The following is a 13,313-nucleotide window of genomic DNA, read 5'->3' as shown; positions in this document are numbered from 1 at the left end:
CATGGCGTAGCTCACGCTTCCGGCTTTGTCCACCCCGCGACATCATCACACTCATCAAAAGGCGTTGACGGGACAGCGGCCCCCCAAGGAGGCGATGCATGCGGATTGTACTTATCCATCCAAACTATCATTCGGGCGGCGCCGAAATCGCGGGCCGATGGTCCCCCTCGTGGGTGGCCTACCTCGCCGGTTATCTGAAGGCGGGCGGTTATTCCGACATCCGCTTCATCGACGCGATGACGGATAACCTCACCGAAGATGAACTTCGCGCGATCCTCGCCGAGGAAAAGCCCGACATCGTCGGCTCGACGGCCATTACGCCGTCCATCTACAAGGCCGAGCGCGCGCTGCAGATCGCCAAGGAAGTTCACCCGAACGTGGTGACGGTGCTGGGCGGCATCCACGGCACGTTCATGTATTCCCAGATCCTGCACGAAGCCCCGTGGATCGACGCCATCATCCGCGGCGAAGGCGAAGCGGTGATGCTGAACCTCGTGAAGGCGGTCGACAAGGGCGAATGGCCCGACAGCCGCGGCCAGGTCCACGGCATCGCCTATCAGGAAGGCTCGAAAGTCATCGCCACCCCGGCCGAGCCGCCGATCCGCGACGTCGACACCATCGTCGCCGACTGGTCCATCCTCGACTGGACGAAGTATCACTACATCCCGATGAACACGCGCGTCGCCACGCCGAACATGGCGCGCGGCTGTCCGTTCACCTGCTCCTTCTGCTCGCAGTGGAAGTTCTGGCGCGATTATCGCGTGAGAAAGCCGAAGCTCGTCGTCGACGAAATCGAGTCGCTGTATCGCGACCACAATGTGGGCTTCTTCATCCTCGCCGACGAAGAGCCGACGATCAACCGCAAGGCGTTCGTGGCGTTCTGCGAAGAACTCATCGCCCGCAATCTGCCGGTGCTCTGGGGTATCAACACCCGCGTGACCGACATCCTGCGCGACGAAGACCTGCTTCCGCTCTACCGCAAGGCGGGCCTCGTCCACATCTCGCTCGGCACCGAAGCGGCGGCGCAGCTCAACCTCGACCTGTTCAACAAGGAAACGACGGTTGCGCAGAACAAGAAGGCCATCGACCTTCTGCGCGCGAACGGCATCGTGACCGAAGCGCAGTTCATCGTCGGCCTCGAAAACGAGACGCTCGAAACGCTCGAAGAAACCTACAAGATGGTTCGCGAGTGGAACCCGGACATGGCCAACTGGTCGATGTTCACGCCGTGGCCATTCTCGGACCTCTACCGCGAACTCGGCGACACGGTCGAAGTGTTCGACTTCGAGAAGTATAACTTCGTCACCCCGATCATGAAGCCGAAGGCGATCGACCGCGGCGAACTGCTCGACGGCGTGATGAAGAACTACCGCCGCTTCTACATGAACAAGGCGCTGTGGGGCTATCCGTGGGTGCGTGGCGACAAGGTGCGCCGCAAGTATCTGCTCGGCTGCCTGAAGGCGTTCCTGCTCTCGGCCTGGCAGCGGCAGTTCTACGATCTCGGCAAGCGCGGCTACTGGGGTCCGCAGACGAAGAAGAAGCTCAAGTTCGACTTCGATACGTCGCGCACGCTCGAAAAGACACCCGAGCTTCAGATCGCCTCCAACCAGTGGAAGGCCGCGCCGAAGCGCAAGGCCGAAACCTCTCCGATGGCAGCGGCTGCCGCGAAGGTGCGCGGTGAAGATGTGAACGATCCGCAGAAGGTCATGGCTTGCGGAGGCGGTGACCAGCAGCTCGATGAGGCAACGATGGCAGCGGCCATCGGCGGCAGCGTCTCGAAGCCCGCGACCGACGCGGGATGCGGGTGCTCGGGAGAGTCCAAGCACGAGCACACCGAAGCCGGCGAGTGCAAGGGTCACGGCCCGGAAGGCAGCTGCGGCTGCGAGACGGCCGAAACAAAGACCGACGCGCCCGCAAAGGTTTAGAGAAAAGAGAAGCGCCGCGTGAAAGCGGCGCTCGTATCGCCTGAGGCCGGGTTCGCCCGGCCTTTTTTATGTCGGCTTGCCGCCGGGTTCGTCATCGCGACAACCCGAACTGGATTTCTATGCGGTGGTAAGCCGCCCCCGGCCCGTTCCAGTCATGATAGACTTCCCGGCTCTCGCCGGAAAAGACGTGCCGCGATCGTTCGATCTCGGCGACGAGCGGTGCATAACCTTGCGTGAAAAGCGTCCGCATAGACCCTTGATGGACGACAGACGCGACGATGATCGGTTCGAGATGGACGAGTTCGATGGCGCCCTGATACGCGTCAGGCTTCGCAACCGGTCGGCAGATGGCCCAGTCGAACGGGATCTTGCCGGTCTTTGGCAGGTTGTGAGCGATGAACAGCCACGGGCCGGATGGCGTCAACCCCGCGGAAGAAATCGCATTTTCGATGATCGGTCCATACTCCTGCGCGGCTTGTTTCACATCCGGAATGCGCAGGCGCTTGGTCAGCCGCAGCGCCCACATGTCGGGCGTTTCCTTGATTTCCATCGTCTCTTCCCCCTCGGTCGCTATGCGAATAGCGCGCCGCGAGTTTGAAGACAAATCTACGAAGAGAATAGCATTCCATTATTCGTCTTTACAGGAGGTGATTAGGAAAATTTTTTCCGATGAATTGTCAAACTCGAAGCGCGTCCCGTCTGCGGTAATGGGCGCGGTCAGCCCGTAAGTTTGAGTTGCCGAAAGACTCCGCTTTTCGCACAATACGACAATGGCAACGCGCGTAAGGCGGGTGCCTCATCATCTCATGCAAGTCGAACCCATCGGGAAGCATCGTGTCTTCTGATTTCTGGTCGCGCAGCTTCGAAAGGATCGCGCGCCTCATCGCGCCGCGAACGATCCGCGTTCGCCGCAAGCCCGGTGCGCCGTCGCCCTCGCAGCGCGTGCCTCGCCCCCGCTTGGGATCGCCCTCGGGCTTTCCAACCATGGGCCGCATGGATTCGGACTGGGAGGGAGAATACGACAACGCGGGGGGCTGCCGGAATACCGTATACACCACGCCGCAAACGGTGATCGCGCCGGAATGGGCAAGCGTCACCATCGGCTTTCTCGGCACGCAGCCGCTCGACCGCGCCATCGCCAGGATCGCCGCCACGGCTGGCGCGAAGGTCAGCGTTCTCGGCGCCCCGCTCGAACCGAAGCTTCGCACCGTCGCGGCCCATGCCGATCCGGCTTCGGTCGTGAAGGGCGCGCGCTATGCGATCCTGCCGGTCTTCGCGCCGGGGCGATCCACGCAGGCAAACACGAATGCGAGCTTTGCGCCGGAACGCGCCTACGGCTCTGCGCTCGGCGGCATGAGCACAGGCGCGCGCCTGATCGCGCCACGCGCCGATGCGGCACTCACCCGCCATGCCGCCGCCCTCGGGCTGACCGTTCACAGCTACGAAGACCTGCTGCGGCCGATCCTCGACGCCGCCGGGGAGGCGATCGACGAGCTTTTCAGCCGCGTGGAAAAAGCCGGAAGCCGCCTTCAGGGCTCGCCGGTGTGCGTCATCGCGGGCGAGCGTATCCCGGATCTCCTCATCCTTCGGCTGCTGGACGCGGGCGCGCGGGTGCATCTTGCAACGAACGAGCGCGGGCTGGACGATGTCTTTCCCGGCGTCGCCGTGCTCCCGCTTTCGGAATTGCCGGTTCAGTCGCCGAAGTTCGACGCGATCTTCTCGACCATCAACGGCCCGGTCGTCGACGCGCGCGAACTCGGCAGCCTGCCCGATCACGCTCTTGTCGTGGATCTCGCGGACCCGCCGGGCAGCGTCGATTTTCAGCTCGCGAAGCAACTCGGACGCAAGGCGATCTGGGCACGGGGCATCCTGCGGCGCGTGCCGTCGCTAGGGCAGGCCTATTGGTCCGTGATCGGCGGCCTGATCGCGTCGCTCGAACAGAACGAAAGCTGAGCCAGCACACGATGCGAAAGATCCTCGTCATCGGCATCGGGGCCGGAAACCCGGATTACCTCACTGTGCAGGCCATCGAAGCGCTGAACCGCGCCGACGTGTTCTTCATCCCGGACAAGGGCACGGAAAAGGCCGCGCTGCGCCTGTTCCGCGAGGAGGTGTGCGCGCGTTTCATCCGCGAGCCGCGTTTTCGCGAAGTCGTCGTGCCGATCCCGCGCCGGGCAGAAACGCAGGATTATCGTGCGAACGTGGCGGACTGGCACGCCGCCATCGAAGCGAGTTACGAGCGGCTGTTCGCGGAGGCACTGGGGCCGGACGAAACGGGCGCGTTCCTCGTGTGGGGCGATCCGGCGGTATACGACAGCACGCTGCGCCTTCTCGACAGCCTGCTCGCTAAGGGCGTCGCGTTCGAGCACGAGGTGATCCCCGGCATCGGCGCCATTCAGGCGCTCGCCGCGCAGCACAAGATCCCGCTGAACCGCATCGCCGAACCGGTGCTCATCACCACGGGGCGGCGGCTCGATGAAGACTTTCCGCGTCATCCGGGCAGCGTCGTCGTCATGCTCGATGGCACGGTGAGCTTCACGCGCGTATCGGAGCCGGAGACGGTCGACATCTATTGGGGCGCCTATCTCGGCACGAAGGATGAAATTCTCGTCGCCGGGCGGCTTTCGGAGGTGCGCGGCGAGATCGAGCGTCTGCGCGCCGAGGCGCGCGAAAGGCATGGCTGGATCATGGACACCTATCTGATGCGGCGGGTCGGAGGAGCGACCGGGCAACCGGAGTAGGCCCCCCGTCATCACATCGCGGTCTGGGCGGCGCGTGGCTCGGCGTGGAAAAACGTCCCGCATCGCCATTTTCTCCCTTGAATTGCATCATCAAGCTGAAAGCGAGCCGATTCGCCGCACCACATTGCCCGCCCGCGCGCCTCGATTTTTTTCTAGGACAGGAGCAAGCAATCCTTTTTCGCTCGAGGTGGGCCGACCATGTTCGATTACAGGAAGTTTTTGCTGCGCCGTATCAAGCCGCGCGTCGTGGACACCGTTGCGCTGCCGTTTCCGATGAGCGACTGGTCGCGGTTCGAGCGGTTCCTGATCCTCGGTTCGGAGAACGGGCGGTATGTGGCGCGCGAGCGCGCGCTCAACGCCGAGCATATCCCTTCGGTGCTCCGCTCGCTTGAAGTCGGCGGCGTGCATGCCGTTTCGACAATAGAGGAAAAAAGCCTTGCCTCGCGCGCGCCGTCGAACGCGCCCGCTGTCTTCGCGCTGGCGCTCGCTGCCGTTCACGGCAACGCAGCGGTGAAGCGCGCCGCCATCGCCGCCCTGCCGAGGGTATGCCGGACGACGGAGCATCTTTTCCAGTTTGCCGAGGCGGCCCAGAGCCTGCGCGGGTTCGATCCAACGGTGAAGCGGGCGGTCGCGCTTTGGTATGCCGAGCAGCGGACGGACGATCTCGCGCGGCAGATCGTGATCAGCCGTCAGCGGGGCGGGTGGACGCATCGCGATCTCATCCGGCTTTCGCAGCCGCTTGCGGCGGACCCCGCGCGAAAGGCGCTTTACGAATGGGTCGCGACCGAAAGGGCAAGCCCGGCCCTGCCATCCGTGGTGAAAGGCTATGTCGCCTTGCAGCATGCGAAGACGGCGGACGAGGCGGCGGCGCTGATCGCGGCCCACGATCTCCCCATCGAGACGGTTCCGAAGCACTGGCGGCGTGACGAGAAAGTGCTGCGCGCTGTCGTGGAACGCATGCCCGTCAAGACGCTGCTGCGCGAGCTTGGTCGCCTCACCGCGACAGGCGTGCTGAAATCCACCGGCGAGGGGCTGAACCTCATCATGCCGTCGCTGCGTGACATCACACGGGTTTGGCAATCGCATCTTCACCCGTTCGCTTTCCTCCTGGCGCTGGACGACTACCGCAAAGGACACGACAACGCGGAAAAGCTCACCTGGGAACCGCTGCCGCAGGTCGAGGACGCGCTTGAAGCGGCCTTCCACGCGGCTTTTGCGAATTCGGACACGACCGGCAAGCGGCTTCTGATCGCCGTCGACGGCTCCTATTCGATGGGGGCGAGCCACGTCGTCGGAACGGGGCTGAGCGCGCGCGACGCGGTGGCGGCGATGGCGCTCGTCTCGGCGTCGGTCGAGCGGGAATGCCACGTCGCCGCCTTCACCGTGCCGAGCGGGCTGGACGAGCAGCGGCTTCTGCCGGTGAATATCGACGCCACGATGCGGCTGCCCGAGGCCTTGCGCGAAATCGCGAACTACTCGTCCGACTCCGTGGATTGCGCGCTGCCGATGCTGTACGCCCTGGAAAACGACCTCAAGGTCGATGCTTTCGTCGTCTACACCGACAGCGAGGTGCGCGTGAAATCGGTGCACCCCGCGCTCGCGCTGCGCGAGTATCGCTCCCGGTCCGGCATCCCGGCGAAGCTCGTGATCGCGGGTGTGGCATCGGCCGGTTTCGCCATCGCCGACACCAACGATGGCGGCATGCTCGATATCATCGGCTTCAGCGAGAACACGCCGCGCCTGATCGCGGACTTCATCCGGAACTGACGCGGCCGGCGGCCTGGCCTTGCGCCCCGTCCGGCCGCCCCGCCCCGGTCTTTCGGCGACACGCATCAAATCGGACCCTATTTGACGCAGAGGAGCGGATCGACGCCCGGCTCACAGCGTCGTGCCGCGTCCGATCTACCGCACGGCGATTCAGGCCCGCAGATCGGAATAGTTCGCGAACTTTTTCAGGTGCGGATCGTACTTGGTCGGTTCCAGATAAGGCAGCACAACCTTCAAGGCTGCGTTGATGATCGGCGAGCGATGCCGCGCGTAGAGGTCGAGCGGGTCGAGTTGCATGCGCAGATGATGCTTCGGATCGTAGTTCAGTCCGTTGCTGATGTAGCGCTTGTAGCCGTTTGCCATCGCCCAGCTCATGATGTCGCGAATGGTGTAGTGGTAGAGGTGCAGATCGAGCGCCACCTCGTAATCGAGGCCGATATACTGGTCGTAGATCGCCTCGTTGTGCACCATGCACAGATTGAACGCGACGATGCGGTCGCCCTGACGCCAAACGAAGAAACGCGTGCGGTCGGGCATGCGCTGGCCAAGCGCGCAGAGATAGTCCTTCGTCAGCTTCTCGAAATGCAGCTTCGAGCGATTGTAGACGTTGAGATAAAGCGGATAGATCTCGTCGACGAATGGCGTGATGTCTTCCACGACCGACATCGTCAGCCCGGCGGACTGCGCGGCCTTGAACTTGCGGCGAAGATCCTTGCGGGTCGCGCGGCTGAGCGACGCGGCCATGTAGGCGTCGAAATCCTTGTGAGCGGTGCTGAGGCTCGCCATCGGCAGGCTTGGCAAGCAGATAAAGCCGTCGTTCTTCAGATGGCCGAGGACGTCCCGATAGGCGGACGGAAATTCCTTGAAGACAATGAGCCCCGCGCGTTCCTTCTTCGCCTCTTCCAGAGCGGCCTTTGCGAGGAGCGAGCACGTCTTGGGATCGGCGAAAGCCTCGTGATTGTCGAGATGGCCCTCGCCCGCCACGCAACCAATCATCAGCGTGCGAAGGGTCAGAAACTTCGGGAACCGCTGCCGGACCCGGTCCACAGCGGCTGTGATCGCGCCGCTCGCGCCCGCCAGAATATCCTGATCGAGGACGAAAAACGGCTGGATGGCCCTCTGCCGCCCCGCTTGATCGCGCAGCACGAAATAGCGGTAGCTGTGCTCCGGATGCAGGGTCTCCTGCACGATCCTGTAATAGCGGCCGTCCTTGTATTGGCCGCTGAACGCCTGATCCCATCCGCCGGACGCGTCGATTTCCGCGTATGTCGCCACGCTGACGCTGTCGGCTCCGCGCGCCGTGCGGGCCTCCGGCGCAAATTCGCGCGAAGGGACGCGGTAAACGACGCCGCTTTCCGGTGCGTCGCGCCTCAATGCGGGGCGGACCCTGTTCAACTCGCCTGCGCCAAAAACCGCGGCTTCCTCGTTTACGAGATCGCTCATGCCGGGTTTCCTCTCTGATTCCCCGTTCTTTGCAGGGGCTTCTAGCACCGCAAGACAGGCATGAACAAAAGCTGGAGTGTAAGGACTTATCGCAAAAATCGCCGATTTCTTGACGGTTTCGAAACCATGCCGAAAAAAATGACGGCATTCCATGGCTTTAGCGACGGTCGCCGCGAAAGTCATGACTGGCGTGCCGTTTTGGCGATAGTTCCGGCGGATCGGAAAAGGCGATCGAAATTCAATTCCCCGAACCGGGAAGCCGCAAAAACATTCTCCTCTTAACACCTATGCAAGCTTCGTTTACACGAAGCTGCGCGATCGTGCCTCATTTGCAACAGATGCGCGAAATAGCAGCAATGAGGGTCATCGGCCCGGTAAAAAGCGGAGAGGGGACGAGCCTTGGATTGGCTTTCTAAAATCCCATTTCAGAAAAGTGCCGTCTTGGAATGGTGGCCCGCTCCAAGTCTTAACTCAGGTTGCAATCCGTCGCGCGATCACTCTTTCCGGTTGCCAAGCGTGGACATATCTGCATTGTTCGCGGCGATGAAAGTGTCGGTTGCACTAATCCAAATACGGTAGGAAATGCTCAAAGAGCCCATAGTAAAGACCGTCGATATCTGTTCGCGCCATCCCTGGCGAGTACTGGCCGCAGCGCTCGTCGTCACGATCATATCCGGTTATTATTTCGCCGCGCATTTTGCGATCAACACGGATATCAGCAAGCTGATCTCGACTGAACTTCCGTGGCGGCAGCGCGAGGTTGCGTTCGCGAAGGCATTTCCGAAAGTCGAGTCCGCCATCGTCGCGGTGGTGGACGGCCCTACGCCGGAACTCGCCGATCAGGCCGCGCAACGACTTGCGCAACGGCTTTCGGAAGAGAAGAGTCTCATCAGGAGCGTGCAGCAGCTTACCGGCGGCCCCTTCTTCCAGAAGAACGGCCTTCTTTTCCTTTCCGAAAGCGAACTCAAGGACGCGCTTGGGCAGCTGACGCGCGCGAAACCGTTGCTCGAACCGCTCGCCGCCGACCCCAGCCTTCGCGGCGTGATGGGCGCGATCACGCTGACAACGCAAGGCGTGCAGGGGCGTCAGGTCACGCTGAACAGCGTTGCGCCGCAATTCAATTCGATGGCGGCGGCAATCGAGAATGCTACTGCCGGGCGTCCTGCCCACTTCAGCTGGCGTGAGATGCTGAGCGGGCAGGCATCGAAGACGAGTGAAAAGCGGCAGCTTATCGAGATCGTGCCGGTTCTGGATTTCAACGATCTCCAGCCGGGCCTTGAGGCTTCCGACGCCATCCGCAAGACGGCGGCCGAACTCGGTTTGCCCGATCAGGGCGTCACTGTGCGTCTGACCGGGCCGGTTCCGATCTCCGACGAGGAGTTCGGAACCCTCAAGGAAGACGCGGGCATGCACGGAACGCTCACGATCGTGTCCGTGCTTGTCATACTCTGGCTCGCGCTGCATTCGGGGCGGATCATCTTCGCCGTGTTCGTGTCGCTGATCGTGGGGCTTGCGATAACGGCCGCGCTGGGGCTGGCCGCGGTAGGCTCGTTCAATCCGATCTCCGTCGCGTTCTTCGTGCTGTTCGTGGGGATAGGCGTCGATTTCGGATTGCAGTTCAGTGTCGGTTATCGTGCGGAGCGCTTTGAAAACGACAATCTGCGGGGCGCGCTCACGCAAAACGCCTCGCATCTCGGTAGCCGCCTCGCTCTGGCGGCCATGGCGACGGCGGCGGGGTTCCTCGCCTTCACGCCCACGGCCTACAAGGGGCTTTCGGAACTTGGCCTCGTCGCCGGTATGGGCATGATCGTCGCGTTCCTGACGAGCATCACCGTGCTCCCCGCGATGCTGCGGTTGCTGAACCCGCCGGCTGAGCCGCATCCGCTCGGCTATGCGTTCCTGAAGCCCGTCGACGACTTCATGGACCGGAACCGCATGCCGATCCTCATCGGTACGTTATGCGTCGTGCTTGCAGGTTTGCCGCTTCTCAATTGGCTGCGGTTCGATTTCAACCCGATGAACCTCCGCAGCCCGAAGGTGGAATCGGTTGCAACGTATCTCGACCTCAAGAAAGATCCGGAAACGGCGGGCCGCACCATTGAGGTGCTTACGCCGTCCCAGGCCGAGGCGGATGCGCTCGCGAAAAAGATTGCGGCGCTGCCCGAGGTGGCGCGCACCACGACTCTGAGTTCGTTCATCCCCGAAAATCAGGACCAGAAGCGCGCGTTGATCGCACAGACGGCCGTGACGCTCGAAACCGTGCTCAAGCCGAAGGCCGTTCAGCCCGCACCGACCGATGCGGAAATCGCCGAGAAACTGCAAGGAACGTCGAATCTCCTCAGCGTGATCATCTCTCGGGTGCGCGGCCAGAAAGAGGGCGTCGAGGCGGCAAAGCGGCTGTCGGAGGCGCTTGCCGCACTCTCCAAGGCTTCGCCCGAAGCGCGCGCGCGCGCGACTGCGGCGCTGGTTGATCCGCTCAACATCACGCTGAACACGCTCCGGGCGAGCTTCGACCCCGGAACGGTAACGCTCGCCACGCTGCCGCCTCACCTTGTGTCCGACTGGAAAACGGCGGATGGCCGCGTGCGCATCTCGGTTTCGCCGAGCGGCGACTCGGAAAACAACGATGTTCTGCGCCGCTTCGTCGACGAGGTAACGGCGGTTGCACCGAATGCGACCGGCGAAGCCATCGGCATTCAGGAAGCGGGCGACACCATCGTCAACGCGTTCCTCGAAGCGGGCTTCTGGGCGCTGACTTCGATCTCGATCCTGCTTTTCATCTTCCTGAGACGTGTGAGAGACGTGGCGCTCACACTGTTCCCGCTGCTGCTGGCCTGCGCGGTCACGCTGGAACTGTGCGTGATCCTCGACCTGCCGCTGAACTTCGCGAACATCATCGCGCTGCCGCTTTTGCTCGGCGTCGGCGTCGCGTTCAAGATCTACTACATCATCGCGTGGCGCGACGGGAAAAGCGGCCTCCTTGCCTCGCCGCTCACGCGCGCTGTGTTCTTCAGCGGCATGACGACGGCGGTGGCATTTGGAAGCCTCTACCTTTCGAAGCACCCCGGCACTTCGAGCATGGGTGAGTTGCTGGCCCTGTCGCTCATGTCGACGATGGCGGCAGCGGTGCTGTTTCAACCGCTGCTGATGGGGCCGCCGCGAAAGGTGGAAGAGGAAGAAACGGAAGGGAAGAAGACGGAACCGAAGCGTCCCGCCGCCTATCTCGGAAGTTCGGAGCACACGGCCTGATCGGTCAGAGCGCCTTTCTGCGGCGGGGTCTTCACGCGACTCCAGTCCTGCCCGCCGCAGATCCACCCGCCGAGCACGCAGCCTTCGATGCGCAGCACGTCCGGGCTCGAAAGGCTGATGTGCGAGATGTAATTCTCGCCTTCCTCGGCGTTGTAGACTTCGCCATCGAAGCGGCCCGGCTTGTCTGCCGAGGGCTTCATGCCGAGAAGGATCGGCATGCCGAGCACGGATCGCGTCTGCTTCGCCGGGTCGGGGTTCTTGCTATCGACTCCGGGCTCGCCCTTCGTCCACGAGATGATGCCCCAGACGCCGTCCGCACAGGAAACGACGCGCACTTGAGCGGTGCCGTCCTCGACAAGCCATTCGCCCAGAACGGATGGAGCCGCGGGCGCAGCCGGTGCCGCCGGGGCAGGTTTCGGAGCAGCGGGTTTCGGCTGGGCGAAAGCGGGACCGGCGATGAGCAGGCCCGCGACCGCTGCGAGATGAAATGCCTTCATGAATTTTGACTCCAATCTGTTGCCTGCGTGCCTCATGTGCCCCCAATGTGGAAATTCTGCGGTTGAGAACAAATTTTGCGTTCGGTTGGCATCGCATGCTATCCCCGCAACAATTCAAGATACGGTCGGGCGCGCATTCCGCGACCACTGCCGAGGAGCTGAATGGCATGAGCATCGATATCAAATCGCTTTTCGCGGAGAACGAGGCGGGGCGCTATGCGCTCCATACGCGGCACCTGAACGAGCAGATGGTGCGCGTTCTCAAGACGATCGGCTACGATGTCGGCTTCGTGCGCGGGCAAGGCCCCTATTTGTGGGACCGCGCGGGCGACAAATATCTCGATCTCCTGTCGGGCTGGGGCGTTTTCGCGCTGGGGCGCAACAATCCGAAGGTCCACGATGCGCTGCGGCAGGTGCTCGACAGCGAATTTCCAAACCTCGTGCAGATGGACGTGTCGCCGCTTGCCGGCGTCGTGGCAGAGCGCCTTCTCGCGCGGGCGCCGTGGCTGGAGAAGGCATTCTTCGCCAATTCCGGCACGGAGAGCGTTGAAGCCGCCATCAAGTTCGTGCGCGCCGCCACGGGCCGTGCGGGCCTCGCCCATTGCAGCCATGCGTTCCACGGCCTGTCCTACGGCTCGCTCTCGCTCAATGGCGACCAGATCTTCCGCAAGGGCTTTGAAGGCTTCCTCACCGACACGGTGGAAGTGCCGTTCAACGACCTCAATGCGTTGGAAGACGCGCTGAAGACCAAGAAAATCGCGGGCTTCTTCGTCGAGCCGATCCAGGGCAAGGGCGTTCACGTCCCCGACGACGGCTATCTGAAAGGGGTTCAGGAGCTTTGCAGGAAGTACGGCACGCTTTTCGTCGCCGATGAAATCCAGACCGGCGTCGGCCGCACAGGCAAGTTCTTCGCCATCGATCACTGGCCGGGCATCGAGCCGGATCTCGTGCTCGTCGCCAAGGCGCTTTCGGGCGGCCATGTGCCGGTTGGCGCGGTGCTGACGCGCAAGTGGATCTTCGACAAACTGTTCAACCGCATGGACCGTGCGGTGGTCCATGGCTCTACCTTCGCCAAGAACGACATGGCGATGGCGGCCGCCCTCGCGACGCTTTCGATCCTCGAAGAAGACGGGGTTATCGAGAACGCCGCCGCAAAAGGTGAGCGGCTCACGGCCTCGTTCCGCTCGATGATCGGCCGCTACGAGCTGATGAAGGACGTACGCGGCAAGGGGCTCATGATCGGCATCGAGTTCGGCGAGCCGAAGTCTTTCGCGTTGCGCATGTCGTGGCACGCGCTGGAGGCGGCGAACAAGGGTCTCTTCAGCCAGATGATCACGATCCCGATGTTCAAGGAGCACAAGATCCTTTGCCAGGTCGCGGGGCACGGCATGAATATTGTCAAGCTGCTGCCCGCACTCACCCTCACCGACGACGACTGCACGTGGATCGAGGACTCGTTCGATGCGACCATCGCCGCCGCCCACAAGGTGCCGGGCGCGGCCTGGTCGCTCGGCAAGACGCTCGCGGGGCATGCACTCAAATCGCGAGCGGACGCCTGACGCACACGTTGAGGTTAACGCTGTTTAAGGTTTTGGCAACGAAACGGTGAAGCCTTTCCGCTACAATTCAACCCGTTATCTGTTTTATCGTCTGAATAACAGTCGAAGAGGGCAGTCGGGAGCGCCGCGCGC

At 62.6% G+C, this 13,313-nt stretch carries 9 protein-coding genes; 6 read left to right on the top strand and 3 right to left on the bottom strand.

What is annotated here, in order from left to right; translation table 11 throughout:
* Nucleotides 1–98: 98 nt before the first annotated feature.
* Nucleotides 99–1,925, top strand: a complete 1,827-nt coding sequence (gene bchE, locus EK416_RS15615; RefSeq protein ID WP_127079104.1) for a magnesium-protoporphyrin IX monomethyl ester anaerobic oxidative cyclase — start codon at nt 99–101, stop codon at nt 1,923–1,925.
* Between the two features lie 91 nt (nt 1,926–2,016).
* Here the strand turns inward: bchE and EK416_RS15610 are convergent, their stop codons facing one another.
* Nucleotides 2,017–2,475, bottom strand: a complete 459-nt coding sequence (locus EK416_RS15610) for a GyrI-like domain-containing protein (RefSeq protein WP_127079102.1) — start codon at nt 2,473–2,475, stop codon at nt 2,017–2,019.
* A 284-nt stretch (nt 2,476–2,759) separates the two neighbouring features.
* Between EK416_RS15610 and EK416_RS15605 the strand changes: the two genes are divergently transcribed.
* The 3 genes from EK416_RS15605 (at nt 2,760) to EK416_RS15595 (ending at nt 6,433) form a co-directional block, all read left to right on the top strand.
* Nucleotides 2,760–3,878 carry a hypothetical protein gene (locus EK416_RS15605; RefSeq protein WP_127079101.1) on the top strand — a complete coding sequence of 373 codons (1,119 nt, stop codon included), beginning with the start codon at nt 2,760–2,762 and terminating at the stop codon, nt 3,876–3,878.
* 11 nt (nt 3,879–3,889) lie between these two features.
* Entirely contained in the window at nt 3,890–4,666 is a 777-nt protein-coding gene (gene cobF / locus EK416_RS15600; RefSeq protein ID WP_127079099.1) for a precorrin-6A synthase (deacetylating), read from the top strand.
* Between the two features lie 198 nt (nt 4,667–4,864).
* Nucleotides 4,865–6,433, top strand: coding sequence for a TROVE domain-containing protein (locus EK416_RS15595; RefSeq protein ID WP_127079097.1), 1,569 nt, complete (start codon nt 4,865–4,867; stop codon nt 6,431–6,433).
* 150 nt (nt 6,434–6,583) lie between these two features.
* Here the strand turns inward: EK416_RS15595 and EK416_RS15590 are convergent, their stop codons facing one another.
* Nucleotides 6,584–7,876, bottom strand: coding sequence for a GNAT family N-acetyltransferase (locus EK416_RS15590; RefSeq protein WP_127079094.1), 1,293 nt, complete (start codon nt 7,874–7,876; stop codon nt 6,584–6,586).
* Between the two features lie 582 nt (nt 7,877–8,458).
* On the opposite strand from EK416_RS15590, the gene hpnN reads away from it, so the two are divergent.
* Nucleotides 8,459–11,125, top strand: a complete 2,667-nt coding sequence (gene hpnN / locus EK416_RS15585) for a hopanoid transporter HpnN (RefSeq protein ID WP_127079092.1) — start codon at nt 8,459–8,461, stop codon at nt 11,123–11,125.
* Here the strand turns inward: hpnN and EK416_RS15580 are convergent.
* Nucleotides 11,095–11,622, bottom strand: coding sequence for a DUF2147 domain-containing protein (locus EK416_RS15580; RefSeq protein ID WP_164730056.1), 528 nt, complete (start codon nt 11,620–11,622; stop codon nt 11,095–11,097). The genes hpnN and EK416_RS15580 overlap by 31 nt on opposite strands.
* A gap of 167 nt (nt 11,623–11,789) precedes the next feature.
* Here EK416_RS15580 and EK416_RS15575 point away from each other — a divergent pair, with 167 nt between their 5' ends.
* Nucleotides 11,790–13,181, top strand: coding sequence for an aspartate aminotransferase family protein (locus EK416_RS15575; RefSeq protein WP_127079088.1), 1,392 nt, complete (start codon nt 11,790–11,792; stop codon nt 13,179–13,181).
* Nucleotides 13,182–13,313: the final 132 nt, after the last annotated feature.

Origin of the sequence: Rhodomicrobium lacus (assembly GCF_003992725.1) — a bacterium.
Taxonomy (GTDB): domain Bacteria; phylum Pseudomonadota; class Alphaproteobacteria; order Rhizobiales; family Rhodomicrobiaceae; genus Rhodomicrobium; species Rhodomicrobium lacus.
Note: the sequence above shows the minus strand (reverse complement) of the source record. Positions and strands in the feature narration are given on the sequence as shown.

Excerpts from the sequence above, each read along its gene's own strand:
- EK416_RS15580 (WP_164730056.1), bottom strand. The coding sequence starts at position 11,622 with ATGAAGGCATTTCATCTCGCAGCGGTCGCGGGCCTGCTCATCGCCGGT.
- EK416_RS15590 (WP_127079094.1), bottom strand. The coding sequence starts at position 7,876 with ATGAGCGATCTCGTAAACGAGGAAGCCGCGGTTTTTGGCGCAGGCGAG.
- cobF (WP_127079099.1), top strand. The coding sequence starts at position 3,890 with ATGCGAAAGATCCTCGTCATCGGCATCGGGGCCGGAAACCCGGATTAC.
- EK416_RS15575 (WP_127079088.1), top strand. The coding sequence starts at position 11,790 with ATGAGCATCGATATCAAATCGCTTTTCGCGGAGAACGAGGCGGGGCGC.
- hpnN (WP_127079092.1), top strand. The coding sequence starts at position 8,459 with ATGCTCAAAGAGCCCATAGTAAAGACCGTCGATATCTGTTCGCGCCAT.
- EK416_RS15610 (WP_127079102.1), bottom strand. The coding sequence starts at position 2,475 with ATGGAAATCAAGGAAACGCCCGACATGTGGGCGCTGCGGCTGACCAAG.
- bchE (WP_127079104.1), top strand. The coding sequence starts at position 99 with ATGCGGATTGTACTTATCCATCCAAACTATCATTCGGGCGGCGCCGAA.
- EK416_RS15595 (WP_127079097.1), top strand. The coding sequence starts at position 4,865 with ATGTTCGATTACAGGAAGTTTTTGCTGCGCCGTATCAAGCCGCGCGTC.